22 protein-coding genes are annotated in these 26891 nt (G+C 38.6%); 12 read left to right on the forward strand and 10 right to left on the reverse strand.

Annotated elements, in window-relative coordinates; translation table 11 throughout:
* Positions 1 to 244 precede the first annotated feature (244 nt).
* The 4 genes from DUT68_RS01195 to DUT68_RS01210 all read right to left on the reverse strand — a co-directional run bounded on the left by DUT68_RS01195 (position 245) and on the right by DUT68_RS01210 (position 5006).
* Entirely contained in the window at positions 245 to 649 is a 405-nt protein-coding gene (locus DUT68_RS01195; protein WP_113635456.1) for a hypothetical protein, read from the reverse strand.
* Positions 650 to 775: 126 nt separating this feature from the next.
* On the reverse strand, positions 776 to 3319 hold the full coding sequence (topA, locus tag DUT68_RS01200) for a type I DNA topoisomerase (protein ID WP_113634983.1): 2544 nt from the start codon (positions 3317 to 3319) through the stop codon (positions 776 to 778).
* Between the two features lie 361 nt (positions 3320 to 3680).
* The gene (locus DUT68_RS01205; RefSeq protein ID WP_157960748.1) at positions 3681 to 4355 is read right to left on the reverse strand and encodes a hypothetical protein; all 675 of its coding nucleotides are present in this window, start codon (positions 4353 to 4355) and stop codon (positions 3681 to 3683) included.
* A gap of 30 nt (positions 4356 to 4385) precedes the next feature.
* Entirely contained in the window at positions 4386 to 5006 is a 621-nt protein-coding gene (locus tag DUT68_RS01210) for a PAS domain-containing protein (RefSeq protein WP_198659514.1), read from the reverse strand.
* Positions 5007 to 5189: 183 nt separating this feature from the next.
* Between DUT68_RS01210 and DUT68_RS01215 the strand changes: the two genes are divergently transcribed.
* The 7 genes from DUT68_RS01215 to DUT68_RS01245 all read left to right on the forward strand — a co-directional run bounded on the left by DUT68_RS01215 (position 5190) and on the right by DUT68_RS01245 (position 14520).
* Positions 5190 to 5708 (forward strand): glutathione peroxidase, encoded by a 519-nt coding sequence (locus DUT68_RS01215; RefSeq protein WP_113634988.1) that lies wholly within the window; start codon positions 5190 to 5192, stop codon positions 5706 to 5708.
* An 81-nt stretch (positions 5709 to 5789) separates the two neighbouring features.
* Complete coding sequence (locus DUT68_RS01220; RefSeq protein WP_113634990.1) at positions 5790 to 6557, forward strand: M90 family metallopeptidase; 768 nt, start codon at positions 5790 to 5792, stop codon at positions 6555 to 6557.
* Positions 6558 to 6787: 230 nt separating this feature from the next.
* Positions 6788 to 8173, forward strand: coding sequence for an exonuclease domain-containing protein (locus tag DUT68_RS01225; protein ID WP_113634991.1), 1386 nt, complete (start codon positions 6788 to 6790; stop codon positions 8171 to 8173).
* 102 nt (positions 8174 to 8275) lie between these two features.
* Positions 8276 to 10492 (forward strand): tetratricopeptide repeat protein, encoded by a 2217-nt coding sequence (locus DUT68_RS01230; RefSeq protein WP_113634993.1) that lies wholly within the window; start codon positions 8276 to 8278, stop codon positions 10490 to 10492.
* On the forward strand, positions 10493 to 11140 hold the full coding sequence (locus DUT68_RS01235) for a response regulator transcription factor (protein WP_113634994.1): 648 nt from the start codon (positions 10493 to 10495) through the stop codon (positions 11138 to 11140).
* Positions 11141 to 11274: 134 nt separating this feature from the next.
* Positions 11275 to 11661, forward strand: coding sequence for a hypothetical protein (locus tag DUT68_RS01240; protein WP_214608395.1), 387 nt, complete (start codon positions 11275 to 11277; stop codon positions 11659 to 11661).
* Between the two features lie 24 nt (positions 11662 to 11685).
* Complete coding sequence (locus tag DUT68_RS01245; protein WP_113634998.1) at positions 11686 to 14520, forward strand: T9SS type A sorting domain-containing protein; 2835 nt, start codon at positions 11686 to 11688, stop codon at positions 14518 to 14520.
* A 54-nt stretch (positions 14521 to 14574) separates the two neighbouring features.
* Here the strand turns inward: DUT68_RS01245 and DUT68_RS01250 are convergent, their stop codons facing one another.
* Both DUT68_RS01250 and DUT68_RS01255 read right to left on the reverse strand, forming a co-directional pair.
* Positions 14575 to 15375, reverse strand: coding sequence for a DUF3667 domain-containing protein (locus tag DUT68_RS01250; protein ID WP_113634999.1), 801 nt, complete (start codon positions 15373 to 15375; stop codon positions 14575 to 14577).
* A gap of 173 nt (positions 15376 to 15548) precedes the next feature.
* A complete protein-coding gene (locus DUT68_RS01255) occupies positions 15549 to 17180 on the reverse strand; it encodes an ABC-F family ATP-binding cassette domain-containing protein (RefSeq protein ID WP_113635001.1) in 1632 nt (543 codons plus the stop codon).
* A gap of 200 nt (positions 17181 to 17380) precedes the next feature.
* Here DUT68_RS01255 and DUT68_RS01260 point away from each other — a divergent pair, with 200 nt between their 5' ends.
* Positions 17381 to 18022, forward strand: coding sequence for an N-acetylmuramoyl-L-alanine amidase (locus DUT68_RS01260; RefSeq protein ID WP_157960749.1), 642 nt, complete (start codon positions 17381 to 17383; stop codon positions 18020 to 18022).
* A gap of 84 nt (positions 18023 to 18106) precedes the next feature.
* Positions 18107 to 18892 (forward strand): carboxypeptidase-like regulatory domain-containing protein, encoded by a 786-nt coding sequence (locus DUT68_RS01265; RefSeq protein ID WP_113635004.1) that lies wholly within the window; start codon positions 18107 to 18109, stop codon positions 18890 to 18892.
* On the opposite strand, the gene DUT68_RS01270 is transcribed toward DUT68_RS01265, so the two are convergent.
* Both DUT68_RS01270 and xth read right to left on the reverse strand, forming a co-directional pair.
* Positions 18889 to 19350 carry an NUDIX domain-containing protein gene (locus tag DUT68_RS01270; RefSeq protein WP_113635006.1) on the reverse strand — a complete coding sequence of 154 codons (462 nt, stop codon included), beginning with the start codon at positions 19348 to 19350 and terminating at the stop codon, positions 18889 to 18891. The genes DUT68_RS01265 and DUT68_RS01270 overlap by 4 nt on opposite strands.
* Before the next feature lie 4 nt (positions 19351 to 19354).
* Complete coding sequence (gene xth / locus DUT68_RS01275) at positions 19355 to 20128, reverse strand: exodeoxyribonuclease III (protein ID WP_113635008.1); 774 nt, start codon at positions 20126 to 20128, stop codon at positions 19355 to 19357.
* Positions 20129 to 20594: 466 nt separating this feature from the next.
* Here xth and DUT68_RS01280 point away from each other — a divergent pair, with 466 nt between their 5' ends.
* Together DUT68_RS01280 and DUT68_RS01285 are read left to right on the forward strand one after the other, a co-directional pair.
* Positions 20595 to 22112 carry a PAS domain-containing sensor histidine kinase gene (locus tag DUT68_RS01280; protein WP_113635010.1) on the forward strand — a complete coding sequence of 506 codons (1518 nt, stop codon included), beginning with the start codon at positions 20595 to 20597 and terminating at the stop codon, positions 22110 to 22112.
* Positions 22113 to 22193: 81 nt separating this feature from the next.
* Positions 22194 to 22571: a hypothetical protein gene (locus DUT68_RS01285; protein WP_113635012.1), complete on the forward strand. Its 378-nt coding sequence runs from the start codon at positions 22194 to 22196 to the stop codon at positions 22569 to 22571.
* A gap of 360 nt (positions 22572 to 22931) precedes the next feature.
* Here the strand turns inward: DUT68_RS01285 and mnmA are convergent, their stop codons facing one another.
* Both mnmA and DUT68_RS01300 read right to left on the reverse strand, forming a co-directional pair.
* The gene (gene mnmA, locus DUT68_RS01295) at positions 22932 to 24023 is read right to left on the reverse strand and encodes a tRNA 2-thiouridine(34) synthase MnmA (protein WP_113635015.1); all 1092 of its coding nucleotides are present in this window, start codon (positions 24021 to 24023) and stop codon (positions 22932 to 22934) included.
* A gap of 104 nt (positions 24024 to 24127) precedes the next feature.
* The gene (locus tag DUT68_RS01300) at positions 24128 to 25147 is read right to left on the reverse strand and encodes a LacI family DNA-binding transcriptional regulator (protein WP_237088232.1); all 1020 of its coding nucleotides are present in this window, start codon (positions 25145 to 25147) and stop codon (positions 24128 to 24130) included.
* A 264-nt stretch (positions 25148 to 25411) separates the two neighbouring features.
* Here DUT68_RS01300 and DUT68_RS01305 point away from each other — a divergent pair, with 264 nt between their 5' ends.
* Positions 25412 to 26857, forward strand: a complete 1446-nt coding sequence (locus DUT68_RS01305) for a circularly permuted type 2 ATP-grasp protein (protein WP_113635019.1) — start codon at positions 25412 to 25414, stop codon at positions 26855 to 26857.
* The last annotated feature ends 34 nt before the right edge of the window (positions 26858 to 26891 follow it).

Consider the following 26891-nt stretch of genomic DNA (forward strand, 5'->3'; position numbering starts at 1 on the left):
CAATGAACAAAACAATTAAGAATAATCAGGGATCAGGGATCAGATATTAGGGGTCAGTTGGAAAGAGTATTTCGATGGGCTCAACGTGACAATGGAGGGAGTAATAACCAATAATCAACTAGCAGTAATCAGGGATTAGGGATTAGGTGTTAGTTAGTAATACCAATAATCGATTACCAATAAACTATTGAACTATACAACGAACCAACCAAACAACTAACCACTAATCAACAAAACAACCAACTTACCTAATCATCACCCCGGGTTTGTTCAGTACCGGAATCCTTATCAAATTGTCATCTACAATACTTTCTGGAAGAAAAATGAATTTCTTGTCGTAAATGGTGCCGTCGATGTAGTAGCTTAGCCAATACTCGTTCGTTAGCCCGAATACGGCAGGATCAATAGCTTCCACGCCGGCGGAGCCTTGGGCAGGCACATCTCCAATGAAATGCCTCAATAAAGAGGTTTTTACCTGCTTGCCATCTTTTTCGCCGTAGCCTTTTGAGGTAATGAGTACGTTGGTGATGGGTACGTTTTTCAGGTTTACAAGGTATACCGTCCAGTTTTTTACTTCTGGCGTTTCGCTCATTAAAACCACCGCAATGGCTACATCTTCAACTATGTTTTCTGGTAAGTCTGCTTTCATTTTTATACGTTTCGTCATTCCGAATTTATTTCGGAATCGTAATGCGATAAAATATAGAACCGTTAATGTTTAATGTTCCTTAAGATTCCCGCCTTCGCGAGAATGACGGAATTATGAACGGGGCTGCTACTTTTTCTTCGCTACGGCTTTCTTTTTTGCAGGGGCTTTTTTCTTGGCTTCAAAAGCATCTGGTTTTTGTGCTACAATTAAAGCTTTCACCTCATCCAAAGAAATACTTGCCAATTCTTCTGCAGTGTATTTTTGTTTAGTAGAAGGGTTGTTACCCAACTTCAGCATATCTTTGCCAAAGCGGATGAACGGTCCCCATCTGCCATTTTCAATAGCGATTTTTTCTGCTTCCCACTGCTGGATGAAACGGTTGTTTTCCTTTTCTATCTTTTTGCTAATCAACTCATCGATATCTTTTTGAGAAAGGTTGTCGAAGTTGTAAGCTTTAGGCACATTGATGAACAAATCATTCCATTTAATAAAAGGACCGAAACGGCCTTTTCCCTTCGTAACTGGCATATTTTGGTAATGTGCCACAGGTGCATCAGCATCCACTTTTTCGCTGATGATGGCAATTGCACTGTCGTTATCTATGGTTAAAGGATCTACGTTTTTAGGAATCGAGATGTAAGCATCGCCCCATTTCACATAAGGTCCAAAACGGCCTAAACCAACCGAAACTTCTTTGCCCTGGTAATCTTCCAGTTGGAAAGGGAGTTTAAATAAGTCTAAAGCTTCTTCCAAAGTGATGGTACCTACCGATTGCGTTTTGGTTAAGCTAGCATAGCGAGGTTTTTCGTCATCATTATCGCTCACTTCGCCAATTTGCACCAATGGCCCAAAACGGCCAATTTTGGTGTATACATTTTTTCCACTTGCGGGGTCAACACCTAGTAAACGCTCACCAGTAGCTCTGTCAGCCGTTTCAATGGTGTTTTCCACTTCGGTATGGAAAGGTTTGTAGAAGGAGTGAAGCATATTTGTCCATTCCTGTAAACCTTGTGCTATTTCATCAAACTGCTTCTCCACTTTGGCAGTGAAGTTAAAATCTACGATACCTTTGAAGTGCTCCACCAAGAAATCGTTCACTACTTCGCCAATATCAGTTGGGAATAATTTGCCTTTTTCGGCGCCGGTGATTTCCGTTTTTTTCTGTCTGCTGATTTTTCCGTCAGCTAATGTAAATGCCGTAAAATCTCTTTGCTTGCCGTCTCTATCTTCCTTCACCACATAACCTCTGTTTTGAATGGTAGAAATGGTAGGGGCATAAGTTGAAGGTCGGCCGATGCCCAACTCTTCCAGTTTTTTCACCAAGCTAGCCTCGGTATAACGTGCTGGTGGACGAGAAAAACGTTCGGTAGCCAACATTTCTTTCAATTGTAATGCTTGGCCAACGCTTAACGGGGGTAATAAATTGCTTTCGTTTTCATCCTCCTCGTCATCTGTCGATTCCAGATATACTTTTAAGAAACCGTCAAACTTCAACACTTCGCCTTCGGCACCTAGGGTTTCTTTTCTAGTGCTGATTCCAATATCTACGGTAGTTTTTTCAAAAACGGCTTCGCTCATTTGCGATGCGATGGCACGTTTCCAAATCAATTCGTATAAACGTGTTTCTGATGCATCACCATTGATGGTATGTTGTTCAAAATAGGTAGGGCGGATGGCTTCGTGAGCTTCCTGTGCACCTGCAGATTTTGTTTTATATATTCTTTGGTGATGATATTTTTCGCCATAAGCGGATTTAATTTCGGCAGCAGCGGCGGCAATGGCAGTTTCAGATAAATTCACGGAATCCGTACGCATGTAGGTAATTTTACCATTTTCGTAAAGTCGCTGTGCAATTTGCATAGTCCTCGCTACCGAATATCCTAGTTTTCTAGAAGCTTCCTGTTGTAGGGTAGAGGTGGTGAAAGGCGCTGCCGGATTTCTTTTGGCAGGTTTCACTTCCAAGTTATTCACCTTGAAGTTGGCACCAATGCAATCCTGAAGGAATTTTTCTGCTTCCTCTGCTTTTTCAAAGCGTTGTGGCAATTCTGCTTTTACCGTTTCACGACCATTCCCGGTAGTGAATTGTGCGGTAATTTTAAATGCTGCCGTAGCTTCAAATTTATTTACTTCTCTTTCTCTATCTACAATTAAACGCACCGCTACTGATTGCACACGGCCTGCAGAAAGTGAAGGTTTTACCTTTTTCCACAATACTGGAGATAGCTCAAAGCCCACCAAACGATCCAACACCCTACGAGCTTGTTGGGCATGCACTAAGTTATAATCAATGGTTCTAGGGGTTTCTATCGCTTTTAGGATAGCAGGTTTGGTGATTTCGTGAAATACGATGCGTTTGGTATTTTCGTGTTTTAAACCTAAGGTTTCAAATAAGTGCCAAGAAATGGCTTCTCCCTCGCGGTCCTCATCGGATGCTAGCCATACAGTTTCTGCACCTTTTGCTAGTTTTTTTAACTCTGATACTACCTGTTTTTTATCAGCTGGTACTTCATAAGTCTGCGAAAAATCATTGTCCACATCTATTCCCATGTCGCCCTTTACCAAATCACGAATGTGGCCATAGCTAGATTTCACTAAAAAATCTTTTCCAAGATATCCTTCTATGGTTTTCGCTTTTGCGGGAGACTCAACTATCAATAAATTTTTTGCCATTAACTAGGGATTTTGTGCAAATAAAACTATAATATCCCCGAATATCAAAATTGATGTCGCTTTTTTTTGTTCGAACTGGCAAAATGTAGCGTTGGATTTAGGTATTAGTGGTTAGGTATCAGTGGTTAGGTATCAGTAGTTAGGTATCAGTGGTCAGGTGCCGTGTTAATTGGTTAATTGGTGAAATCAGTGATTAGGTATCAGTGGTCAGTAGTCAGGTTAATCGGTTAACTGGCGAAATCGATTATTCGTTTAATTGGTTAAGTGTTGATTACTGGTTTGGTTAGCTGGTGAATCGGTTAATTGGTAACTGTTAATTTGATTAGTCGTTTATGATTTTCTAATCCCTGACCCCTAATCCCTACTTCCAACTTGCCACCTGCATTCTGTATGCGTAGCCTCGTCTAATTTGTCCGTTGTTGATGTTTTTATCTACCGCTTTCACTTCTTTTTTAACGAGGCCGATGTGCTTAGCATAAATCTCCGAGTAAATATCTTCCCTAATTAGGTTAACTTCTTCGTATTGCTTAATGCTAATGGTAGAATCCAAGGTTTTAGCACCTATAGTAAGCGGAACATCCATTGCCGTAATTTCGTGAGTCCATTCCCCAAGGTTATTATATACGTTGCCGTTCCATCTGGCCTGCAACGTAGGGGGAAATACCAATCTCACATACCTTCTATTATCTAAATATTCCTCAGCTCGGTTATTGACTATCTTTTTGGCAATCACTTTTTGAAAAGTCCAGTCCTGGGTTCCAATTTTTTTATATCGTTCAATTCTAAAAGCCTCGTTGCCTTGTGCATCTATAAAAGTATTGGTAACAGTATCTTTCAGTTGAAAATTAAAGGTAGTAACTGAATTATTGAAATCGCTGTAAACGGTGGAATCAACGTTATAAACTACTACTGACGTTAACTTTAATGGAAAGTAAGCTAAATTCATATCGGGCATGGGCGCATTTTCCGATTTATTACACGAAAAGAATGCAACTGCACCCATCATTACTACATATATTAACCGCTTGAATTTCATTATATCAAAGATAGAAAAAGCATCAATATATTATCTCAATGCCTCAGTAATTTTATCTTGGTTAGCGATGTGCTCCACCTGTTTAATTATTTTACGAGTGTGATTATCCAGTTCTGAGGCGCTATTGTTTAAAAAATTGATCAGTTGTTTCAGCTCTTCTGGTAATTGTTTTTCCTCGCTGAGCAAGTGCATTAAGCCTAAAATCTGGCTAATTGGCTGTCGCATTTCATGGCTAATGGTAAATAGCAAATTCTCTAACTCGTTAATGCGCTGTTCTTTTCTAAACTCTGCATTTTTCTTTTCATCAATTACCGTTCTCACCGAAAAATAGCTTTCTTCAGATGCTGCACCATGGATAGGGAATATAATCGTATCTACCCAATAATATCTGTTGTCTTTAGTTTTATTCCTGATTTCGCCCTGCCAAATATTTCCGTTGGAAATGGTCTTCCACATCTCTTTAAAAAAACTGCGGGGGTGCAAGCCAGAATTAATGATGTTATGATTAGCACCCACTAATTCATCGACTGTATAGCCAGAAATTTGACAGAATTTTTCGTTGGCATATAAGATGATACCTTTTTTATCGGTAACGGAGCAAATAACATTACCATCTTGTTGCCGTGCAATGTTTTGGAGCAGTAATTTCAATTTTTTACAGATTTGGTTATCAACTAGTTTAAAACATAAACGTTGTAATGCGAAACTATGAAAAATGATTTGCTTGCAACAACAACGAAATTTAATAGAAATGTAAAATCCTACTATTTTGTTAAACGACATAGTAAATTTGACGCTTGCTATTCTCTATATTCGTAGAAAAAAATAAGAATTATGATTAATGTACTGCTTTTATTTGTGGGATTGTTTTTGAATACCAATCCGCCTAAAGATGTTTACGGTTTTTCATTTAAAACGTTAGATGGTAAAGAAGTGAAGCTATCTAAATTTAAAGGAAAGAAAATATTGATTGTGAACACCGCGTCTAAATGTGGTTACACCAAGCAATATGAAGATTTAGAAAAACTACACAAACAGTATGGTAAGGATGTTGTGTTAATTGGTTTTCCTTCGGCTAACTTTGGTGGACAGGAATTGGGAACCAACGCTGAAATCAAAGAATTTTGTTCTAGCAAATTTGCTACTACTTTCTTAATCGCTGAGAAAAGTGATGTGAAAGGAACTGGCATTACGCCACTTTTCCAATTTTTAACGTCTGCTCCAAATCCAGATTTTACTGGCGACATTAAATGGAATTTCGAAAAGTTCTTGATTAATGAAAAAGGTCAATTGGTACACCGCTATCGTTCTGCGGTTACTCCGTTAGACCAACAAATTGTAAAGAATTTATAATAGTACTTTAGTTTTTTAAACGCCAAAGCTGTCTCGAAGTGCCAAGGAAAAGGCTTTTGAGGCAGCTTTTTATTTTTAGTAATGAATTATACGCCATATCTTATCCTACTAGTATTTTTGATTATTGCCTTGTATTTTATTCTCAGAAAAAAACAAGCAAAGGTTGTTGCACTATCAAACGAAGAAAAGAAGTTACTTGCAACTCACGTTACTTTTTATGCTGAGTTAAGTGCCGACCGAAAGCAGCTTTTTGAAGTAAAGCTTTCCAAATTTTTAGGTGGTGTAGCCATTGAAGGTGTGGGTACTGAGGTTACCGCTTTGGATCGGCTGTTAGTTGGTGCAAGTGCTGTAATCCCAATTTTTGGATTTAAGGATTGGGAATATCAAAATTTAGGTACGGTAGTGCTTTACCCCGATACGTTTAATAAGGATTTTGAATTTGCCGAAGGGGAACGTAATATTTTAGGGATGGTAGGGGACGGTTATATGAACGGACAAATGATCTTATCGCAATCTGCTTTGAGGCATGGTTTTTCAAAAAGCGCAGGAAATTCGAATACGGGTATCCATGAATTTGTGCATCTCATTGATAAATCTGACGGTGCAACGGATGGAGTGCCGCAACATTTAATCAAACATGAGTATGTGATGCCTTGGGTGAAGATGATGCATCAGGAAATCCAACGAATAGAAGATAATAAATCTGATATTGACCCATACGCTACCACCAACGAAGCGGAATTTCTTGCGGTAGTTGCCGAATATTTCTTTGAAAATCCAGAACGGATGAAAGATAAACACCCAGAATTATATCAAAACTTAAGTTCGTTATTTAAGCAAAAGCTTTAGTTGGTACATTAGTTCATTGGTACATTGGTTCATCAGTTCATTGGTTCACTAGATCATTGGGTATTGTTTAACTTATTATTGATTATTGATTATTCGCTATTGTTTAACTGATCATTGGTTATTAGCTCATTGGTTATTGTTTAATTGATTATTGGTTATTGTTTAACTGTTCATTGGCTATTAGTTCATTGTTGTTTTGTTGTTACTAATTAATTTAGTATTATTGCGGTATGGATAGCCCTGTTAAAACTAAAACTCTAAAATCCGTAGCAACACAATATGCCGTGGTGGATATTGAAACCACTGGTGGGAGTGTATCTAACAGTCGCATTACAGAAGTGGCGGTTATTTTACACGATGGGCAGCGTGTTACTAAGCGATGGAGTAGTTTGGTAAATCCTGAAATGCCAATTCCGTTGCACATTACCGCATTAACTGGAATTGACGAGGAAATGGTGGCTACTGCACCTACCTTCGCTGAAATAGCGGAACAACTAATAGAATTACTTGCTGATAAGGTTTTTGTAGCACATAATGTAAATTTCGACTATTCATTTTTGCGAGGTCAGTTGGCGGCTTGTGGCATACAGTGGAACGCCACTAAACTTTGCACAGTAAGATTATCCAGAAAGTTATTGTCTGGTTTGCCATCATACAGTTTGGGCAAGCTTTGTGCCGCTGTAGGTATTGAGCTGAAAGATCGACATCGTGCTTTAGGTGACGCCGAAGCAACCGCTCATCTTTTCACTTTATTATTGGAAAAAGATGAACAACAGTTGATCAGGGAGATGGTACTTAAAGCTTCACCGGAGCAACGCTTACCAGCAAATGTGCCTTTAGCAGATTTTAAAGCGCTACCCGATAGTCCAGGAGTTTACTATTTCCACAATAAAATTGGCAAAGTTATTTATGTGGGCAAAGCCGTTAACATCAAAAAACGGGTAGCCTCTCATTTTACAGGTAACGATTCAGGGGCTAGGCGACAACATTTCTTAAAGGACATCTTTCATATTTCCTTTGAAAAATGTGGTTCTGAGTTAATGGCCTTGTTGTTGGAATGTACTGAAATTCAGCGTTTGTGGCCCCAGCACAATCGTGCTTTAAAACGATTTGAAGCCAAGTTTGCGCTGTATCATTATGTGGCGGTAAATGGTTATAGTTATTTAGCGGTAGGTCGTTTAACCAAACAACAGCCACATGTTAAAACTTTTGATAGGGAAATAGATGGGTTGAATTTTTTAGCTGAAATCACCAATAAATTTCAAATTGACCAGCGATTTTGCAGGTATGGAAAAGCTTCGGTACTGCGTAGTGACGAAAATTTGCCAAGCGTGGAAAGTCACAATGCGGCAGTTAATAGCTTATTGGAAGATATCCTTACCGAACAACCAAGTTTTGTGATTATTGAAGATGGCAGGAGTAATGACGAGTTGGGCTGCGTATATGTAGAAAAAGGAAATTTTTGCGGTATGGGCTATTTAACCAGTGACGTTTCTTTTTCTAGCTATCAGGAAGTTAAAGAGCATATTACCACTTACAAAGGGAATCATTACATGTTGCAATTGGTGATGAGCTATGCGCAGCGTTACCCTTCAAGAATTAAATGGTTGGGGTAGCTTGTCTGTTATTTCTACTTACTAGGTAATTATCCCTATTATTCTTTTTGCGAATATAATTTTGTGTAATCTTTTCTATATTAGGACATTGAAGTTTACTAAATGAAAAGGTATGTTTTGTGCTTAACAGCACTAATTTTTAGTTTAACTGTATTAGCTCAAAATAATGAACAACAGTTAGAAAAAATCAAATCGCTTTTACATAAGGCCTCCGCTGTCCCTTCTCGTGATACTACCAATACTAAAATATATCTTAACGAAGCAGAAAAGCTAGCTATAGCAATTAAGAGTGATACGAGCTTATGCCGCATTTATAATAATTATGGCATTATGTACGCTAAATTGGGAGCCGCCAACAATTCATTGACTTATTTTGAAAAACAACTATCGGCGGCTAAACGTAGCGGAAACCAAAAGTTTGTTGCCATCGCTTTGCGAAATACCGCCAATATTATTTCAGATATGGGTGATAATAAAAAAGCGATTGAAAGATATCAACAAGCTTATCAAATTGCTAAAAATAGCAATGATCCAAAGGAGCAAAGTGCTAATCTAGTAAATATGGGTATGGTTTATATGACGCAAGGGAATTATAATACTTCCATGCAGACATTACTCTCGGCGCTAGATATCAATGAAAAAACCAAAAACTTGCCTGAAGTAGCTTATGTTCAATATGTTTTAGCAGCGTTATATAATCGAATGAAGAACTTTGATAAGGCCTTGGAGTTGAACTTTCAGGCCCTTGAAAGTTTTAAAAAGCTAAAAGATGAGCACACTGTTGCCGCAATTAGATTCAACATTGCTACCATTCAAATAAAGCGTAAACAATTTGCCGAGGCAAAAGAAAATTTACTTGCTAACATACCATATTTTGAAAAGATCAATAGTAAAGATAGGTTAATGAAAACGTACGGTCAGTTGTTATTGATTGCAGACCAACCTGGAAATGAAAAGGAGGCCGAAAAATATTTGAGGTTGGCATTGCAGTATGCTGTAATGAATGGTGCGATAGTAAATGATGTAACAGTGCTCAATAATCAAGCAAGACTAGATATTATTGAGAAGAAATTTAGCGCCGCAGAGCAAAAATTAGACAAGGCACTAGCGCTTGCTTCTAAGGCGAATCAGTTTTTAGAAGTGTTAAATGTACGCAGGAATAGAATTATTTTATTTCAACAAAGTGGACAGGCGGAGAAAGCGACTGTGGAACTGGCAGAGTATGATTTAGCCAAGGAAAAGGTGCTTAATGAAGAAAATCTTGCAAAAATTAATGAGCTGAGGACAAGTTACGATACCGACAAGAAAGAAAGACAAATTGAATTGTTAAGTAAAGATAATCGGATTAAAAGTTTGGACTTGCTAAACAGGCAATTGCAGCTAGATAAAAGCAATGCCTTTATCAAACAACAGGATCAACAGCTTAAAATTAGTCAACTGGAGCTCACCAACAAAAATCAATTGCTTGCCAATCAGCAATTAGATGCAGAAAAGAAAACACAAAATATCAAATCGCTTCAGAAACAAAGTAGAATACAAAAGCTTGAGCTTCAAAATAAAAATTTAGAAGTAAAGCAGCGCAACTTGGCAATTGGTTCTTTATTGATGGCATTTATTGCTGTAGGTGCCATTTCATTTTCTTACTATAAACGCAATAAGCTAAAGCAACAAAATTTACTACAAGCGGAAATCTACAAACAACAGGAAATTGCAACGCGGGCTGTATTTGAAGGTGAGCAAAACGAAAGGATTCGGATTGCTAGAGATTTACACGACGGAATAGGTCAGATGCTTTCAGTAGTGAAAATGAATGTTTCTACCTTAAACTCAGCGGATAAAACGGTAGACAATACTTTGAATTTAGTAGATAAAACTATTGACGAATTGCGGTCTATTTCACATAACTTAATTCCTGAAGCATTAAATTTCGGGCTTTATGCTGCGTTGGAAGATATTTGCCAAAAAATTAATGATACTGGCAAAACTCAGGTGAACATTCACGTTGCCGAAAATGTGCAGCATATTAATTTAGCGCAACAAAATAAGCTTTCGGTTTACCGTATTGTACAAGAGGTCCTCAACAACATGGTTAAACATGCCAATGCCTCACAAATTAATGTTGATATTACAAAAGGATCATCCAATATGCTTATTGCCATTAGAGATAATGGGGTAGGATTTGATACCGCTAGAATAGATGATTCAAAAGGTATAGGCTGGAAAAATATCTCTGCTAGGGTGCACCTGCTAGATGGAGATATGAACATTAAATCCGAGAAATTATTAGGTACCCAAATTGAAATTAGTATTCCTGCTTAAATGGAAATTGAAAAAATAAATATTTTGATTACCGATGATCATCAAATGGTGATTGATGGACTAAAAATGATGTTAGACGGTGATGTTTACCAAGTAATTTCTGAAGCTAATAATGGGCAGGAAGCTATAGATTTAATCCAAACGCAGCCTGAACAGTATCATTTATTACTTACTGATATTAGCATGCCATTGTTATCTGGTACAGAGCTTTGCAAAATGGTCAAATCTCAATTTCCTCATATACAGGTATTGGTGCTATCAATGTATAACAATGCACAGGCGGTTAAGGAAGCGGTATTAGCAGAAGCTGACGGGTATATCTTAAAAAATTCAGGGCGTACTGAGCTCCTTCAGGCGTTGCACCGAATCACTAATGGCGGAACTTATTTCTCACAGGATATTGTGCCAATTATTTATGGGCAGTATCAAAAGCAGAAGGTTAAGGACGAAAAACTTAACGTGCTTTCGCCCCGTGAGCGGGAAATATTATCCCTAATTGTAAAAGAATTTACGAGCGAGGAAATTGCGGAAAAGCTATTCATTAGCAAAAAAACCGTAGACAACCACCGCCAAAACTTATTCGTTAAGTGCAACTGTAAAAGTACGGTCGGACTAGTTAAATATGCGCTAGCCAATGGTTTAGAATAGACTATGGGTATTTATACCTATTAAAATGAGTTTTTGTATCTATTGTTTGCCTTAGCGTTGATTTTCAACTTTGTAATGGCCATTTAAAATCAGGCCTTTACGTAAAAATGAAAACGAAATTGATCAAATTCTCAATGGTGATAGCATTATGCATTTTCATCATTTCAGGATGTAAAAAGGAAACTGAAGCTGAAACAAAAGCAGCTTTGGAAGGCAGTTGGAAAATCAGTAAGTATGATGGGCAAACCCTTCAGTCGCCAGCTTACGGCACCTTTATAGCCACTTCAACCTCAAGCACTCAAGGAAAATCAGATTTAGTGCTTTCTTTCAATGGCACAACAACCAGTAAGGAAACAGCTTCTTTTGTAGTTACCGACAACAACAGCAAAGTTACCTTCACCAAAACAGATGGCAACTTCACCGTGCTTAGTGGCGGCGGTACCTGGACTATCAATGCAATCAGCAGCAGTAGTTTAAAAATGACTAGCCAGTACGGTTTGGTGCTCGAAATGACAAAATAATTCCATCATCTAAATTCTCTTTTCATGAAAAAACTATTACTAACTTTTGTGCTGTTGACGTTGTTGGATGCTACTTTTGCTCAAACCAACACTGCTTGGAGCTGGTTTTCCACTTCGGGAGTGGCCAGTAATGCTCCGGGTAGACAGCTGGTAGACATGACCACCGATGGTAACGGAAATGTTTATGCCATAGGCCGGTTTATGGGGACGCTCACCGTTGGTGGCCTCAGTGTAAGTACATCTGGCGATGGTACAGCTAATGCAAACTACGATGAAGATGCCTTTGTAGTGAAGTACAATGCTGCAGGCGTAGCGCAATGGCTTAAGCGACTAGGAAAGGTTGGTACTGCCAATAACGAATGGGCTTCAGTAATTACCGTTGATGCTAACGGAAACACTTACGTTGGCATCACTAACGGCGGGGTATCCATAGGTGGCTTAAATTTTTTAACGAAGTTTGATACCAACGGTAATCAGTTGTGGAGTGCCTGCGACTATTCAATTTCTGGAGTAGCGGTACGCGGAAATGCAGTTTGGGTAACCGGAAATAACCAAATCAAAAAACTCGATTTGGATGGCAACGAACAATGGACCGTAACCAATGCAGGAGCTGGAGCTGCCGATAACTTTGTAGATACAGATGGCAATGCTTATGTCACCACTTATGCCTTAGGGTCTTCTTCTGGAACTTTTTTGGGACAAAATTTTACCGCAACAGGTTTGGCCACTACCTATATTGGAAAAATCAACAGTAATGGAGCGGTGCAATGGATACAAGAAATCAAAGGAAGAAGTGCGAGTTATTATACCGTTGACAAAAATGGGAGAAGCTACATTTGGCTGGTAGGTGGTTTTGGGGATGTGTTTCAGGGCATCTCAACCAACAATATATCTGGATTTTCTTATTTCGAATTGGATAATGCTGGTTCAGTAGCAAGGTATTTGAAAAACACACCTTACAAAGGGGCTTTCAAAGTTAGAGATGATGGCATTTATAGCTATTCGCTAGAAGTTGGCAATCCCACCCCAAGAGCAATTGCTTATGGCGATTACTTCGTTAATGCGCCAACTGACCCTACAGTGGCCATTGGCATAGCGATAAAATATAATAAGTCTACTGATGCCGTTGATAAAATAGCGACGCTTGAGCTGAAGGGTGGTGCGTATAATCCGGGACAAGTTTTAGTGGCTCAATATGCTCAAAATTCAAAAATGATGATTGGCGGTTGGTATGGTAGTTCCTTGAAGCTAAATAACAATACCTATGCGGTAGGCACTAGTTCTGGAAATACGCCTTCGGATTTCTTTTTGGCACAATGTGATTTATCTCTAGTACCAGCACCAGAGGTTACAAACTGGACTGGCCAGGCTAATGACGGTAACTGGGACAACGCCGCCAACTGGAGCAATGGCATACCTAATGGTACGAAGAAAACTGTATTGCCTAGTGGTTTAACGAATTACCCCACAACTATACCTGCAAATGCCGCTCCAGCTAAACTTGAAGTGGCATCAGGAGCAAGGGTACAGCTTCCACTCAACTTTTCTGCGCCATTTGGTATTGTAAATAATGGCACTATTGAAATTACTACTGCTGGAACGTTTACAGGCACATTTAACAATGTTGCGCCTACTGGCACTGGCAAAGTGACTATTAAAAATGCTGGCGTTACATTTTATTTTTCATCGGCCTTTAACCAAACATTGGAGTTAAACTTTAGCGGTACGGCTACTACCTATGGCGGCACTATCAACGGTGATTTGATATTAACCAATGGCTCGCTCAACCTTGGTTTCGAGTTATATCCGCTGATTGTGAACGCTATTGTGGGAGGTTCGGAAACAAGTTATGTCATGGGAAAAGTAGCTTCTAAAGTAACGGCCAACGGTAATTATAATTTTCCAATAGGTACTAGTGATCGATATGCACCAGTAACCTTAAAACTAAACAACGTTACCGGGCCAACAACTATTGCTGCAAGTTTTAGTAAAACAATTAATGGCAGTGCACCTAATGTAACTGTAGGAAGTAAACAGGTGAGCAGTTTGCTAAATGCCGGCATTTGGACAATTACACCTGATGTTGCATTAACAGCAGGCAATTATACCATTGCGTTAACAGGCAAGGGCTATACTAACGGAGCGGCAGATGTACGCAATTACGTGGTGCTGAAAAGAAACAATTCTTCATCCGCTTGGGGATTTTTTGGAGAGAATGGAACTTCAACGGAAGTGAACCGACAAGTAACCGCTCAAGCTGGAAAAATTAACGGGTTTTCCGATTTTGCAATTGGTATTGCTAACGGCGCAGTGCCATCAACTTTGCCAGTTAAACTGATTGATTTTCAGGTAAAAGCATCGCTATCATCAGTTATGCTTAATTGGAAAACCGCAACCGAATTGAATAACGATAAATTTTTGATTGAAAGAAGTGCTGATGGGATCAATTTCGAGCAAATTGCAACACTGAAAGGAAATGGCACTACCAATCAGCTAGCCAATTATAACTACGCTGATTTAAAGCCATTAGTAGGATATAACTACTATCGTTTAAAACAAATCGATTTTAACGGCGATACCGATATCAGTGAAGTAAAAATCGTAAAATTCGACCTAGGTGCTGATCATCAGTTTTCAATTTTTCCTAATCCTGTTAGCGATTTCTTTAAGGTGAGCTATTCGGGCGTGCCTGCGAAACTTGCTCAGTTATTTGATTTTTCTGGTAAAAAGTTAGTAGATATTGTGCCTGTTGCTAATCAATTTCATATTCCAAGCCACTTGAGTAATGGACTTTACTTAGTGAAAGTCATTTATCAAGATCAGCGAGTAAGTGAACATAAATTGATCATTAAAAGGTAATTTAGTAAAGCTGTTGAAGTGAAGAAGTGGCATTAAGCTATTTCTTCACTTCTTTTATTTTCCAACAGGTTGGAGGTATTTTATTGCCTCAGGACCTTGTGTAATCCCATAAATAAATGCTGCAATGGCAACTACTACCATCAAAATAAAAAAGGCTACTGAAACCAATCCTAAACTTGCTAATACTTTCCAAATAATTTGCTTTAACGGTTTATGAATATAAAATCCTTTAAAAAACCAAGTTAGCAAGAATGGTGTAAGTATAAATGAAAGTGTACTTATGGAACTTACTAGATTTGTATTGTGTCTAACGGCAAATAGTATCGGATAAACAATTACGATAGTCATGATATTATAAGCCGCAAGGATATAAGCGTTCATTACGATATGCTCGTAATAGTTATTTTTCCAGTTATGAAATGCAATCCAAGTACTTAGTGCAAAAACCGGAATCATGGCCAACATAATGAATGAATTATAGCTAGTGACGAATGACATATAATCATTCATAAAAGCCGAATTCATGTGCTGACCTTCGTAAAGCTCACGCATAATTTTCGCAAAGCCGATGATTTTGAAAGAGATGAAGGCAGAGATACCACTCAACAAAAACGCTAATAGCATTGGCTTGTAGTGATTAACCCTGTTGCCGTCAATAAATTCTTTAGCGGTTCCACCTGGGCTTTTGATTAGCTTTTTTACAGTGTAAAGGAAACCTTTGTTCGTATGAATCAGTAAATACTGAATTTCGTCAGTTACATATTTTTTATCGATCCTTTTGAATCTCTTCTGTCCGCAATGCCTGCAATAATTTTCATCAATAGTATAATCGCAGTTTAAACAGGTTTGTTCCATAAACTATTAAGGCTTGTTTGTTGGTATGTTTAATAATTAAAAAAGGATTTGAAGTAATTCAACCTCAAATCCTTTCAAAATTAAACAAAAAAGTTGTGATATAAATGCGGAAATTATGCGGATTTTATGCTATTAGATGAATTTATCCATGATATAACCGAATTTTAAATCGGCTATTTCTCTATTTCCTTTAAGCTGTTCATTTTTTTATAAGCTAAGAAACCTTTAATATCTTCAAAGTGTTCGCGAACTCGTTTATTTCCAAATTCAAATACTTTTTCAGCCAAGCCATCTAAGAAATCTCTATCGTGAGAAACCAAAATGAGTGTGCCATCAAAATCACGTAGGGCATCTTTAATGATATCCTTTGTTTTCATATCTAAGTGGTTGGTAGGCTCATCTAGTATCAATACATTTACCGGTTCCAACAAAAGTTTGATCATCGCTAAACGGGTTTTTTCCCCTCCAGATAATACTTTTACTTTTTTGGTGGTATCATCGCCGCTAAACATAAATGCACCCAACAAGTCTTTGATTTTCACTCTTACATCGCCTACGGCTATTTGATCAATAGTTTCGAAAACGGTGAGTTCGCCGTCCAATAAGGCAGCTTGGTTTTGCGCAAAGTAGCCGATTTTTACGTTGTGGCCAACTTTTAATTCTCCCTGATAGTCAATCTCGCCCATAATTGCTTTGATCATGGTTGATTTACCTTCACCGTTTTTACCTACAAAGGCAACTTTCTGTCCACGCTCAATTACCATAGCGGCATTTTCGAACACCACATGGTCGCCGTAAGCTTTCGTCAATCCCTCTACAATTACTGGGTAATTTCCACTGCGTGGCGAAGGAGGGAACTTCAAGCGTAGGGCAGAGGTATCCACTTCGTCAACTTGTATCACCTCCAATTTTTCCAACATTTTTACCCTCGATTGCACTTGAAGCGTTTTAGAGTAAGTGCCTTTAAACCTGTCAATAAATTCTTGATTATCGGCAATAAAACGTTGTTGTTCCTCGTATGCTTTCAATTGGTGTTCCCTGCGTTCCTGACGTAACTGCAAGTAGTGGCTATACTTCGCTTTGTAATCGTAAATACGGCCCATAGTAACCTCAATGGTACGGTTGGTAATGTTGTCTACAAAAGCACGGTCGTGGGAAATTACAATTACAGCCTTAGCAGAATTGATCAAAAAATCTTCCAGCCATTGGATACTTTCAATATCCATGTGGTTGGTAGGCTCATCCAGTAAAATCAAATCTGGCTTTTTCAACAGGATTTTTGCCAGTTCGATACGCATCCGCCATCCACCTGAAAACTCTGAAGTTTGACGTGTAAAATCAGAACGTAAAAATCCTAAGCCTTTCAGTACCTTTTCTACTTCAGCATCATAGTTCACCTCTTCCATGGAGTAAAACTTTTCGCTCAGTTCAGATACTCTTTCAATCAACTTCATGTAATCGTCCGAATCGTAATCTGTACGAACATTGAGCTGCTCGTTCAAACTTTCTAATTCGTCACGCATTTGGTATACTTCGTTAAATGCTTTAGAAGTTTCTTCAAAAACCGTTACTTTATCTTCAGTAAGCAAATGCTGTGGCAGGTAGGCAATTACGGCATCTTTAGGACCTGAAACGTGGCCAGAAGTTGCTTTGCCAACGCCAGCTATAATTTTTAACAGTGTGGATTTGCCAGCACCATTTTTGCCCATCAAAGCAATTTTATCATTTTCGTTAATAGAGAAAGAAACATCGCTGAAAAGCGTTGTTCCACCAAAAGATACGGAGATGTTATTTACGTCGATCAATGTCTGATTTTTAAAATGAGCCGCAAAGATAGTAGAATTGTGATGAAGATGGAAGGATTTGGCGCTATCTGTCGCCGCACTTTACAGGTTAAATAGAATGAAGACGGCACGACATGTCTTTCATTCTCACGAGCAGCTTTCAACTCGTAACGCACAAACCCAAGAAAAAATGTAAATTTGAAATACTTAAAAACCTTTATATGCTGTTCCTACAAAAATTAATCCCCGCATTTGCCCGAATTTTTATGATTGCATTGCTACTGAGCTCATTTATGGCGAATGCTCAAACTAAGAAGATTGTTGCTGTTTCAAAGAGAGATACTGTAAAGATTATTCCGAAAAGCGAATGGAACGGTGTGGAGGGACGGCCCTACAAACAACATGTTCCCGTTCAAATTACGGTACACCATGAAGGCGGAAAATTGTTGACGATTAATGATGACGCCAAACAACGACTAAAAAATATTCAGACTTGGGGCATGGGACCAGATAGAAAATGGGCTGATGTGCCTTATCATTTACTCATAGCTCCAGATGGAAGTGTTTTGCAGGGCAGAAATCCATTAACTGTGGGAGAAACCAACACCGAGTATGATCCAACTGGACATTTGCTGATTTGCTTTCTTGGAAATTATAATCAGCAAAAATTAGATGAAAATTTACTCAAAGTATTGGTAAACTTATTGGCCGATCAATGTATTAAATACAATATCTCTCCTAAAGAAATTTCTACGCATCGGGATCATAGTACGCAAACTACTTGTCCAGGTGATGATATTTATTCCTACTTTCAAAATGGCTATATCGTAAAGGAAGTAAGCAAGTTGGTAAAGGAAAAGTAAATTGCTAGTTGATATCAATTTCGCTACGCTTATCTTTTTTTATGGAAACTTTAGCGCTATTACATCTCCTTATAAAATGAGTTGATGAATAACAAAATTACTTTAGATATACCGCAGCCTTGTAGCCAAGCATGGCATGAAATGAAGCCAACTGCAATAGGTGGTTTTTGCCAACAATGCAATAAAGATGTAATAGACTTCACCAAAATGACTACCGCTGAATTGCAGCGCTATTTCGCTCAAAATCGAGGGGAAGTATGTGGCAGGATTGATGCGGGTCAAATGGCGCAATTGAACCAGCTGCCAACCGTTGACATTGCTGCCCAAAGTAGGTTTCAATATAAATGGCTTTTAGCTTCAGCTTTTACACTTTTTGTACATAGCAGTGCGAATTCTCAGCAGCCTGTGTTGAAGGAACAATCGCCAACTCATTTGGTAGAGCCCGGTCACTTAGAAAAAAAGAAGTTTACGTATCCGGGCGTATATGAAGTGAAAGGCATTGTGAAGGCAGCAGAGGATCAATCGCCAATACAGCAGGCAAGTGTTAAGGTAGTGTCTACAAATCAAGGCATGGTTACCGATAGCTTGGGTAGGTTTAAGTTAATGATAAAGGGAGAGCTCAACCAAAAACTGAAGTTACAGATTAGCTATTTGGGTTATGCAACGCAAGACGTAGAGGTTGCGCTAGGCCATAATAAGGAGTTAGTTGTAGAATTGTTTCCAGATAACTTGCTGATGGGTGAGTTTGTAGTTGTCGGATATCAGTCGAAAAAGTCATCTGTTTTGGTGGGTAGTATAAGGTACGTAATTAAAAAAAGACCGTCTTTTTTCAGACGGGTAATCAATTATGTAGGTGGTCTTTTTCACTAAGCTTTTTCAATCATTTTAGCCAATTGTTCCACTAATTTAGCTTGAGCCGAATTAATTTTAGTCATCGCTGTCGCTTCATCAAACCATTCACCACGATCCACTTCTGGTACTTGCAGCATCTTTCCGCTTTTGGGTGGCCAAGGGATTTCTATGAGGTTGCTATTAATGTGGTTTGCATCAATATCACCTTCCACAGCCCAAGCATAAATTACCTTACCTGATTTTAATTTCACTGGCTCTAGCGGGATGAAATAACCATCAATCTTTTGTCCGGTTTCTTCTTCAAATTCACGCTTGGCAGCATCTAATGGATTTTCTCCCATTTCAAATTCTCCTTTTGGGATCGACCAAGCGCCTTCGTCTTTGTTTTTCCAAAATGGACCGCCAGGGTGAACCAAAAAAACCTGCAGTTGCGTTCCAATAGTTCGGTAAAGTAAAATTCCAGCGCTAGTTTTCATCTAATCATTTGCTAAGTTCAATCCAAACGGGAGCGTGGTCACTCGTTTTCTCCCAGCCACGTACATGTTTGTCTACGCTAGCAGCTTTAAGTCTATCTTTCACTGGCGGACTAAGCAAAAAGTGGTCAATGCGTAGCCCAGCATCTCTGCCATAAGCATTCCTAAAGTAGTCCCAAAATGTATAAATTTTCTGTTCAGGATAAAGTATTCTTATGGCATCTGTCCAACCTTGCGAAATCAGTTGCTGGAAAGCTGCTCTGGTTTCTGGCCTAAATAAGGCATCATCAACCCAACGTTCTGGTTTGTAAACGTCCAGTTCGGTAGGCATCACATTAAAATCGCCTATCAATAAAGCTGGAACTTTTTTATCAATAAGCATTTTTGCGTGTTGCTGTAACCGTTCAAACCACCTCAATTTATAATCGAATTTTGGCCCAGGTGCAGGATTTCCGTTAGGCAAATACAAGCAGCAAATTAACAGGTCGTGAACAAATACTTCAAGATACCTGCTTTGTAGATCCTCATCGTCACCTGCAAGTCCTCGTTGTATTTCTTTCATTGCTGGATCTTTCGACAAAATTGCTACACCATTCCAACTTTTTTGCCCATGCCAAATCGCATAATATCCAGCCTCTTCAATGGCTTGTAGAGGGAATTTTTCTTGTGGTGCTTTGAGCTCTTGCAGACAAACGACATCAGGTTGTGTTTCATTTAACCAGCGTAAAAGTACCGGTAGTCGTCCATTTATTCCGTTTACATTGTAAGTTGCTATTTTCATACCTTAGTTTTGAACAGGTGAAAGATAAGTATTGTTTGTTATGGAGTTATTATCACTGCATCATCATCACTAATCTTACTCGTCAAATTTTAGATGTGCTTAATCCCGAAACTTTTTCTACCTTAGTGCTCTATTCTAATCGTACACCCTTAAGTGTCGTCATAAACTGGTTCGGACGTCTTTAAGCAATATCATTGCAACCTGAATCAGCAAAAATAATGAATATCATTTATCAATTGTTATCGGAACGCCTGGCGTTTGCCGAATTTAATTATTTGTATCATATCAATATCGGAGAGGGATTTTTGAGCCTGCATCAATGCATTTGCTTTGCGGACCTATCGGTACTGAACGAGCACTGTAGAAATAGCCTGGATACAGAAAGTCTGAATTAAAAAAAATAAAATTGACGTATTTCACTTATCAAGCAATCATTTAGCCCCTTTATGTTGTTATTAAAATTATCATGGAAAACAGAGAAACTATAATTGCAGGGCTTTTGGAAGTCAATTCGGATATTTTCCTTCAGGCAATGGAAGGCTCAGGTAACGGTATTGTGATTACTGACAATCGTTTGCCTGATAATCCTATTATTTATTGTAATGAGGCTTTCGAACAGCTTACAGGCTATAGTTTTCAAGAAATTATAGGTAGGAATTGCCGTTTTTTACAAGGAGAAGTCACTCAAAGCACTGCTCGAACAGCAATTGCAGAAGCTATTGTTAAAGGGGAAAAAGTAAGCGTTGACATTAAGAATTTCAAGAAAAATGGGGAGATGTTTTGGAATCATCTTATTATCGCCCCTTTGAGAGATTTAAACGATAATATCATTCATTTTATTGGTATACAAGAGGATATAACCGAAATGATTACCGCTAAGATGGCGCTGGAAGCAGATATTGCTCACCGTAATTTACAGTTACAAGCCAGTGAGTTCTATCTAGATAGCATTTTTGAAACCATTAGAGAGCCAATGTTGGTGCTTGACGGTCAACTCCGAATTGTATCAGCAAATACACAATTTTGCAAAACATTTGAATTGAGTAATGAGGAAATTTCAGGTCATCCGCTGACTGAAATTAGTGGCGGCGCTTGGGATATTCCAGCTTTGTTGGAATTATTGAGAAATGTGTTGCCTACTAAAAATCCTTTTGAAGGTTTTGAAATGCAGCATGACTTTAAAAACTTAGGCCGTAAAATTTTGCTATTGAATGCAAGGCAGGTACACCATCATGGCATTAGTCAGGACAGGATTTTGTTAGCGATGGAGGACGTTACTTTACTTCGGATTAACCAGCAGCGAAAAGCAGACTTTATTAGTTTGGCAAGCCATGAAATTAATACACCACTAACCAGTATGAAGGGTTATCTGCAGCTGCTGCGCAGAGAAGTGGCAAAAAGGGGCGACGAAGGATTGAAGGGCTCTTTGGAAGCCGCCTTACGATCTGCTGGAAGGCTTGAACAAACGACGAGTACGTTATTAGAAATCGCAAAGTTTCAATCGGGTAGCGTTAGCAAAAATTTACAGTCCTTAAATGTGGATCACTTTGTGAAGCAAATAATAGATAAACTACAGCCTAGCTATCAAAATCATCAGCTGGTGCTGTCTGCAAACTCAAATACCGAACTCAACATATTACCAAAGCATTTGGAGCAACTGATGTTTAACCTCATTGATAACGCGGTGAAATTTTCGCCTGATGCCAACAAAGTAGTTATCGAGGTGAATAAGGTAGCGGATAACGTTGAGATTAGGGTGATAGATAGTGGGATAGGGGTTTCAACTGAAGATAAAGCTTTAATTTTTCAGCAATTTTACAGAGGTTCGAACGTAGATGCGAGGTTTCAAGGTTTAGGTATAGGTTTATACTTGTGTAAGGAAATTGTTGACCAGTTAAAGGGAAGTATCGATGTTCGGCCTAATGAAACCCAAGGGACTTCGTTTGTAGTGACTTTGCCAATTTCCGAAAGTTCAGATATTTAATTAACCGCTTAATTACCAACTAATTGGTATTTTTCTTGATTGTCTGGTTCCTTAGCTTTGATATAGCTAAATATTAAGGTTATGAAAAATCAAGATTTAACTGAAGAAGTAATTGTCATTGCAGCAAATGATGCAATTGACGATTTTGCTATTTTCCGCGAACCCACTAACGGCACTGGTAAAGGCGAAGATTTACGCATTGAAGAAACTGTTTATCGAACGTGGTCGGGAGTTTCAGGTTGTGGTGCTGAAAGTGAAAAGACACGTCAGGTAAAGGCAGCCTATGAAGGTTGGGTTTCAAACAAGTTATTTGAATACAGGCACCTAAGGTATAAAACTTACGGCCATGGCGAAGGTCAAATAAGAACTAGCTCAAGCCAAGAACCTTGGCCAAGTAATCGTAGAAGTTGCCGTGGCTCACTGCAGTTACCGTGCTATATCATTTTTGAACAGCCTTAAAAGCAAAACACCCCGATAAATTTCGGGGTGTTTTGTTTAAAAGTCTAAATATCAAATTTTTATTTTAATTTGCTTGATGGATCTTTTAGGCCAAATATTATGGTTCGCTATTTTTCTAACCCCTTTAATAACTATACCTATTGCTTGGCATTTGGTTAAAGGGAAAATCATCTACCGTATATTGCTAGCTATCGTCTTAACGATAATTGCGTCTTTTATCCTCTATATGCTGAGTTTAGCAATCCTCTTTAGAAATGGGCTGGGACCAACTTAACGCTTAATCCACTTTGGTTTAATATTTAAGCGATTTTAGGATGAAAGAATTTTGCTATTTGCTAAATCCCCAATCACTAATTTATGTTAAACTAAAAAACCTCCGCCCAATAAATCGTTGCCTTCGTAAAACACTGCCGATTGCCCTGGTGCTATTGCCGACACGGCGTGGTCGAAAACTACCCGCATATTATTGCCTTCCTGCACAATAGTGCTTAAAGTTCCAGCATCTTTGTAGCGTATTTTTGTAACTACATTATCCAAAGGTTGGTTTACATCGGCATACTTAATCAGGTTAACGTTTCTCACCATCGCCTCTCCACGTTCCAACTCATCGGCCCTGCCTAAAACAACTGTATTGCTTTCTGGCAAAATTTGAGTCACAAACATCGGTTCGCCAAAAGCTACGCCAAGACCTTTGCGTTGACCGATAGTGTAGAAAGGATAGCCTTTATGCTGTCCAATGACCATGCCCTGGGTGTTCACAAAATTACCTCCAGCAACACGATCCTCTAAATCTTCCACTTTGTGTTTCAAAAATGCTCGGTAGTCGTTATCTGGCACAAAGCAAATTTCGTAGCTCTCACTTTTTTTAGCCAGCTCTTCTTGTCCCATATCCAAGGCCATTTGCCTAATTTCAGCTTTGGTAAAACTTCCTAATGGAAATTTGGTACGGGCTAAGTTTTCCTGAGAAACGCCCCAAAGTACGTATGATTGATCTTTGTTTTCGTCTTTGCCTTTCGAAATTACATAGCGCCCATTGTCCTGTAAACGGATGTTGGCATAATGTCCGGTGGCAATAAACTCACAATCTAATTTGTTGGCACGCTTGAGTAAAGCTTCCCATTTGATATGTGTGTTGCAAAGTACGCAAGGGTTAGGTGTACGACCAGCCAAATATTCATCTACAAAATTGTCAATTACGAAATCTCCAAATTCGTCGCGAATATCCAAGATATAGTGAGGAAAGCCATAATTTACCGCCAAAGTACGTGCATCATTGATGCTGTCTAAGCTGCAGCAGCCGGTTTCCTTGCTATTACTGCCCGATGTGGCGTAATCCCAAGTTTTCATGGTTAAGCCAATTACCTCATAGCCTTGTTCATGCAGCATTACTGAAGCTACCGAACTATCAACCCCGCCACTCATGGCTACTAAAATTCTACCGTGTTTGCTCATTATTGTAAATCAGATTGCAAAATTAAATAAATACTTTAAAAGTGCTTCATTGTGGTAGTCGTGCTAATGTCAAATGTGGGTGTTGAACCTAGCAGTCGAGTTTTTTATTTACTAGTGGATTTTCTAATGTGAAGCACGGTATCAAGCAATGTTGTTTCTGCTGGACCTAAATCTTTCCCTTTTACAAGTTGGATTAAGGTTTTTGCAGCCAACTGCCCAATTTCCCGGGAAGGCTGATGTACCGTACTTAGCGATGGATTTAATAGTGGAGCTAAATCGGAATTGCTAAAGCCCAGTAACATAATGTCTTCCGGTACCCGGTAGCCATTTTGGTTTAAATAGGCCAGCGCTTTGGTGCTTAGCATATCGGTGGTGGTAAAGATGGCATCAGGTTGCTGTTTTAATAAATGGTCCATCGCTTTTGCAATATTTACATCTATATTTTCAGCATCCGATGTATTGCAAAACTTAACCAATTCTTCTTTATAACTCAATTGTGCATCTATTATGGCTTGTTTGTAGCCTTCAAAACGCTCAATAGTTAAAGCTAAGTTCGATTTACTATTCAAGTGTGCTATCCTTTTGCAGCCTTTGCTAATGAGGTGTTGCGTAGCTTCGTAAGCGCCCTTGAAATTATTTGCTGCAATTTTATGGGCATCTAATTCATTTGTAATGCGATCAAAAAGTACTACTGGAAAACCCTGTTGTTGCAATTCTGTCAGGTGGCTAAAATCGGTAGTTTGGTATGATGGAGAAATCATTATCCCGTCCACACCACTAGCATATAACAGGTTGATGCAGGCTTTTTCCTGTTCATAAGATTCCTTGCTCTGCATAATGATAATCTGGTAGCCATTGTCGTTGCATGCTTGGTCAATGCCGTCTAACATTTGGGCTACAAAACTATTATCAATGGAACAAATAACAACGCCAATAGATTTTGTTTTGCCTACTTTAAGGCTTCTCGCCATGCGGTTAGGTACGTAATTGTGTTCTTTAGCGTAAGCTAAAACCAATTTTTTGGTTTCTTCTCCAATTTCATGGCTGTCGGTTAGTGCCCTCGATACAGTAGAAACGGAGATGTTTAAGGCTTTTGATATGTCGCGTAGGGTGATATTGCTCATGCTGCTAATTCCAAAGTAAAGATACGCTTTATCAATTTAATAGTTGAAGTAATGGTGTGATTACTTGGTTATACGTATAGTTGTGTTTTGTAAAAAAAAACAGTTATTTATAGCTTTTAATTTGATGTAAATTTATTCGTTTAACATTTTAAAGGATAATTATTATTAAATGACACAATTATTTTATGCTGTTTTAATTTTTTAATAAAAATATTTTGATTTAAGTTATATATTTAAGATGTATTTTTAAAATGCTAGTATTTTATGACCGATTTCGACTTTTATAATGACTATAGTTTGATATCTGGTGTTTTTGATGAAATGAAAGGTGAGGATGGTGTGAGAAAACATTACGAATTATTTATGGCAGCTTTTCAAAACATCAATTCTGATGAGATGTCAATTAAAGATGAGCTAGCAAAAAAGTTGTTTTTAACGCAGGGCATCACGTTTACGGTATACAGTAGCGGGGAGGGCATAGAGAAAATTTTTCCATTTGATATTTATCCTAGGATTATACAGGCCGCAGAGTGGGAATTCATTGAAAGTGGCATTAAACAGCGATTGAAAGCACTTAATATTTTCTTGAAAGATGTTTATAGTCATCAATTTATCATCAAGGATGGTATTATTCCAGCTTCATTAATTTATTCGTGTCCTAATTATTTAAGGGAGATGATGAATGTAGAAGTGCCGTTTAATATTTACACACACATTAGCGGAATTGATTTAATCAGAGATCACGATGGATCGTATTATGTATTGGAGGATAATTTACGTACGCCATCAGGGGTGAGTTACATGTTGGAAAATAGAAGCATCAGCTATAGGCTATTCCCTAATCAAATTCCAGAAAATAAAGTTCGTCCAGTGAGCGATTATCCAGATTTATTGATGAAGAACCTATTGGCGTTGGGAAACCGACATACCAGCAGGCCTACCGTGGTTTTACTTACGCCAGGCATTTATAATTCTGCCTACTTTGAACATACTACTTTAGCCCGGTTAATGGGGATAGAGTTGGTAGAAGGTAGAGATTTGGTAGTAGATAACCATAAGGTTTATATGCGTACCACAAAAGGTTTAAAACGTGTGGACGTAATTTATAGAAGGGTAGATGACGAGTTTTTAGATCCGTTGATTTTTAGGCCAGACAGCATGCTTGGTGTACCAGGCATTTATCATGCGTATAGGAAAGGAAATGTAGCTATCATTAATGCTATGGGCAATGGCGTAGCCGATGATAAAGCGGTTTATGCCTATGTACCGGCAATGATTAAGTACTATTTAAACGAAGAGCCGATTTTAAAAAACGTACCAACTTTGCGTATGGAAAATGATGATGAAAGGGCTCATGCTTTAGAAAACCTTCATCAAATGGTAGTAAAACGTACCAATGAAAGCGGCGGCTACGGCATGCTAATTGGAAATACGGCTACGGAGAAAGAACTGAAGGAGTTTGCTGAGGAAATACAGAAATCGCCACGGCAGTTTATTGCGCAACCCATCATTAGCTTGTCATCTGCACCTTGCTATATTGATGGCAAATTACAGCCTAGGAGGGTTGATTTACGCCCTTTTGCATTGAGTGGCCCTGACGGAGTAGAGATTGTTCCTGGCGGCTTAACACGGGTAGCCCTAAAGGAAGGCTCAATTGTGGTGAACTCGTCACAAGGTGGCGGCAGTAAAGATACTTGGGTAGTAGATTAATGAAATTGTAGTATTGTAGAACCAACAATCTTTT

Origin of the sequence: Pedobacter zeaxanthinifaciens (genome assembly GCF_003313335.1) — a bacterium.
Classification (GTDB): domain Bacteria; phylum Bacteroidota; class Bacteroidia; order Sphingobacteriales; family Sphingobacteriaceae; genus Pedobacter; species Pedobacter zeaxanthinifaciens.

Excerpts from the sequence above, each read along its gene's own strand:
- DUT68_RS01195 (WP_113635456.1), bottom strand. The coding sequence starts at position 649 with ATGAAAGCAGACTTACCAGAAAACATAGTTGAAGATGTAGCCATTGCG.
- topA (WP_113634983.1), bottom strand. The coding sequence starts at position 3,319 with ATGGCAAAAAATTTATTGATAGTTGAGTCTCCCGCAAAAGCGAAAACC.
- DUT68_RS01205 (WP_157960748.1), bottom strand. The coding sequence starts at position 4,355 with ATGAAATTCAAGCGGTTAATATATGTAGTAATGATGGGTGCAGTTGCA.
- DUT68_RS01215 (WP_113634988.1), top strand. The coding sequence starts at position 5,190 with ATGATTAATGTACTGCTTTTATTTGTGGGATTGTTTTTGAATACCAAT.
- DUT68_RS01220 (WP_113634990.1), top strand. The coding sequence starts at position 5,790 with ATGAATTATACGCCATATCTTATCCTACTAGTATTTTTGATTATTGCC.
- DUT68_RS01225 (WP_113634991.1), top strand. The coding sequence starts at position 6,788 with ATGGATAGCCCTGTTAAAACTAAAACTCTAAAATCCGTAGCAACACAA.
- DUT68_RS01230 (WP_113634993.1), top strand. The coding sequence starts at position 8,276 with ATGAAAAGGTATGTTTTGTGCTTAACAGCACTAATTTTTAGTTTAACT.
- DUT68_RS01235 (WP_113634994.1), top strand. The coding sequence starts at position 10,493 with ATGGAAATTGAAAAAATAAATATTTTGATTACCGATGATCATCAAATG.
- DUT68_RS01240 (WP_214608395.1), top strand. The coding sequence starts at position 11,275 with ATGGTGATAGCATTATGCATTTTCATCATTTCAGGATGTAAAAAGGAA.
- DUT68_RS01245 (WP_113634998.1), top strand. The coding sequence starts at position 11,686 with ATGAAAAAACTATTACTAACTTTTGTGCTGTTGACGTTGTTGGATGCT.
- DUT68_RS01250 (WP_113634999.1), bottom strand. The coding sequence starts at position 15,375 with ATGGAACAAACCTGTTTAAACTGCGATTATACTATTGATGAAAATTAT.
- DUT68_RS01260 (WP_157960749.1), top strand. The coding sequence starts at position 17,381 with ATGCTGTTCCTACAAAAATTAATCCCCGCATTTGCCCGAATTTTTATG.
- DUT68_RS01265 (WP_113635004.1), top strand. The coding sequence starts at position 18,107 with ATGAATAACAAAATTACTTTAGATATACCGCAGCCTTGTAGCCAAGCA.
- DUT68_RS01270 (WP_113635006.1), bottom strand. The coding sequence starts at position 19,350 with ATGAAAACTAGCGCTGGAATTTTACTTTACCGAACTATTGGAACGCAA.
- xth (WP_113635008.1), bottom strand. The coding sequence starts at position 20,128 with ATGAAAATAGCAACTTACAATGTAAACGGAATAAATGGACGACTACCG.
- DUT68_RS01280 (WP_113635010.1), top strand. The coding sequence starts at position 20,595 with ATGGAAAACAGAGAAACTATAATTGCAGGGCTTTTGGAAGTCAATTCG.
- DUT68_RS01285 (WP_113635012.1), top strand. The coding sequence starts at position 22,194 with ATGAAAAATCAAGATTTAACTGAAGAAGTAATTGTCATTGCAGCAAAT.
- mnmA (WP_113635015.1), bottom strand. The coding sequence starts at position 24,023 with ATGAGCAAACACGGTAGAATTTTAGTAGCCATGAGTGGCGGGGTTGAT.
- DUT68_RS01300 (WP_237088232.1), bottom strand. The coding sequence starts at position 25,147 with ATGAGCAATATCACCCTACGCGACATATCAAAAGCCTTAAACATCTCC.
- DUT68_RS01305 (WP_113635019.1), top strand. The coding sequence starts at position 25,412 with ATGACCGATTTCGACTTTTATAATGACTATAGTTTGATATCTGGTGTT.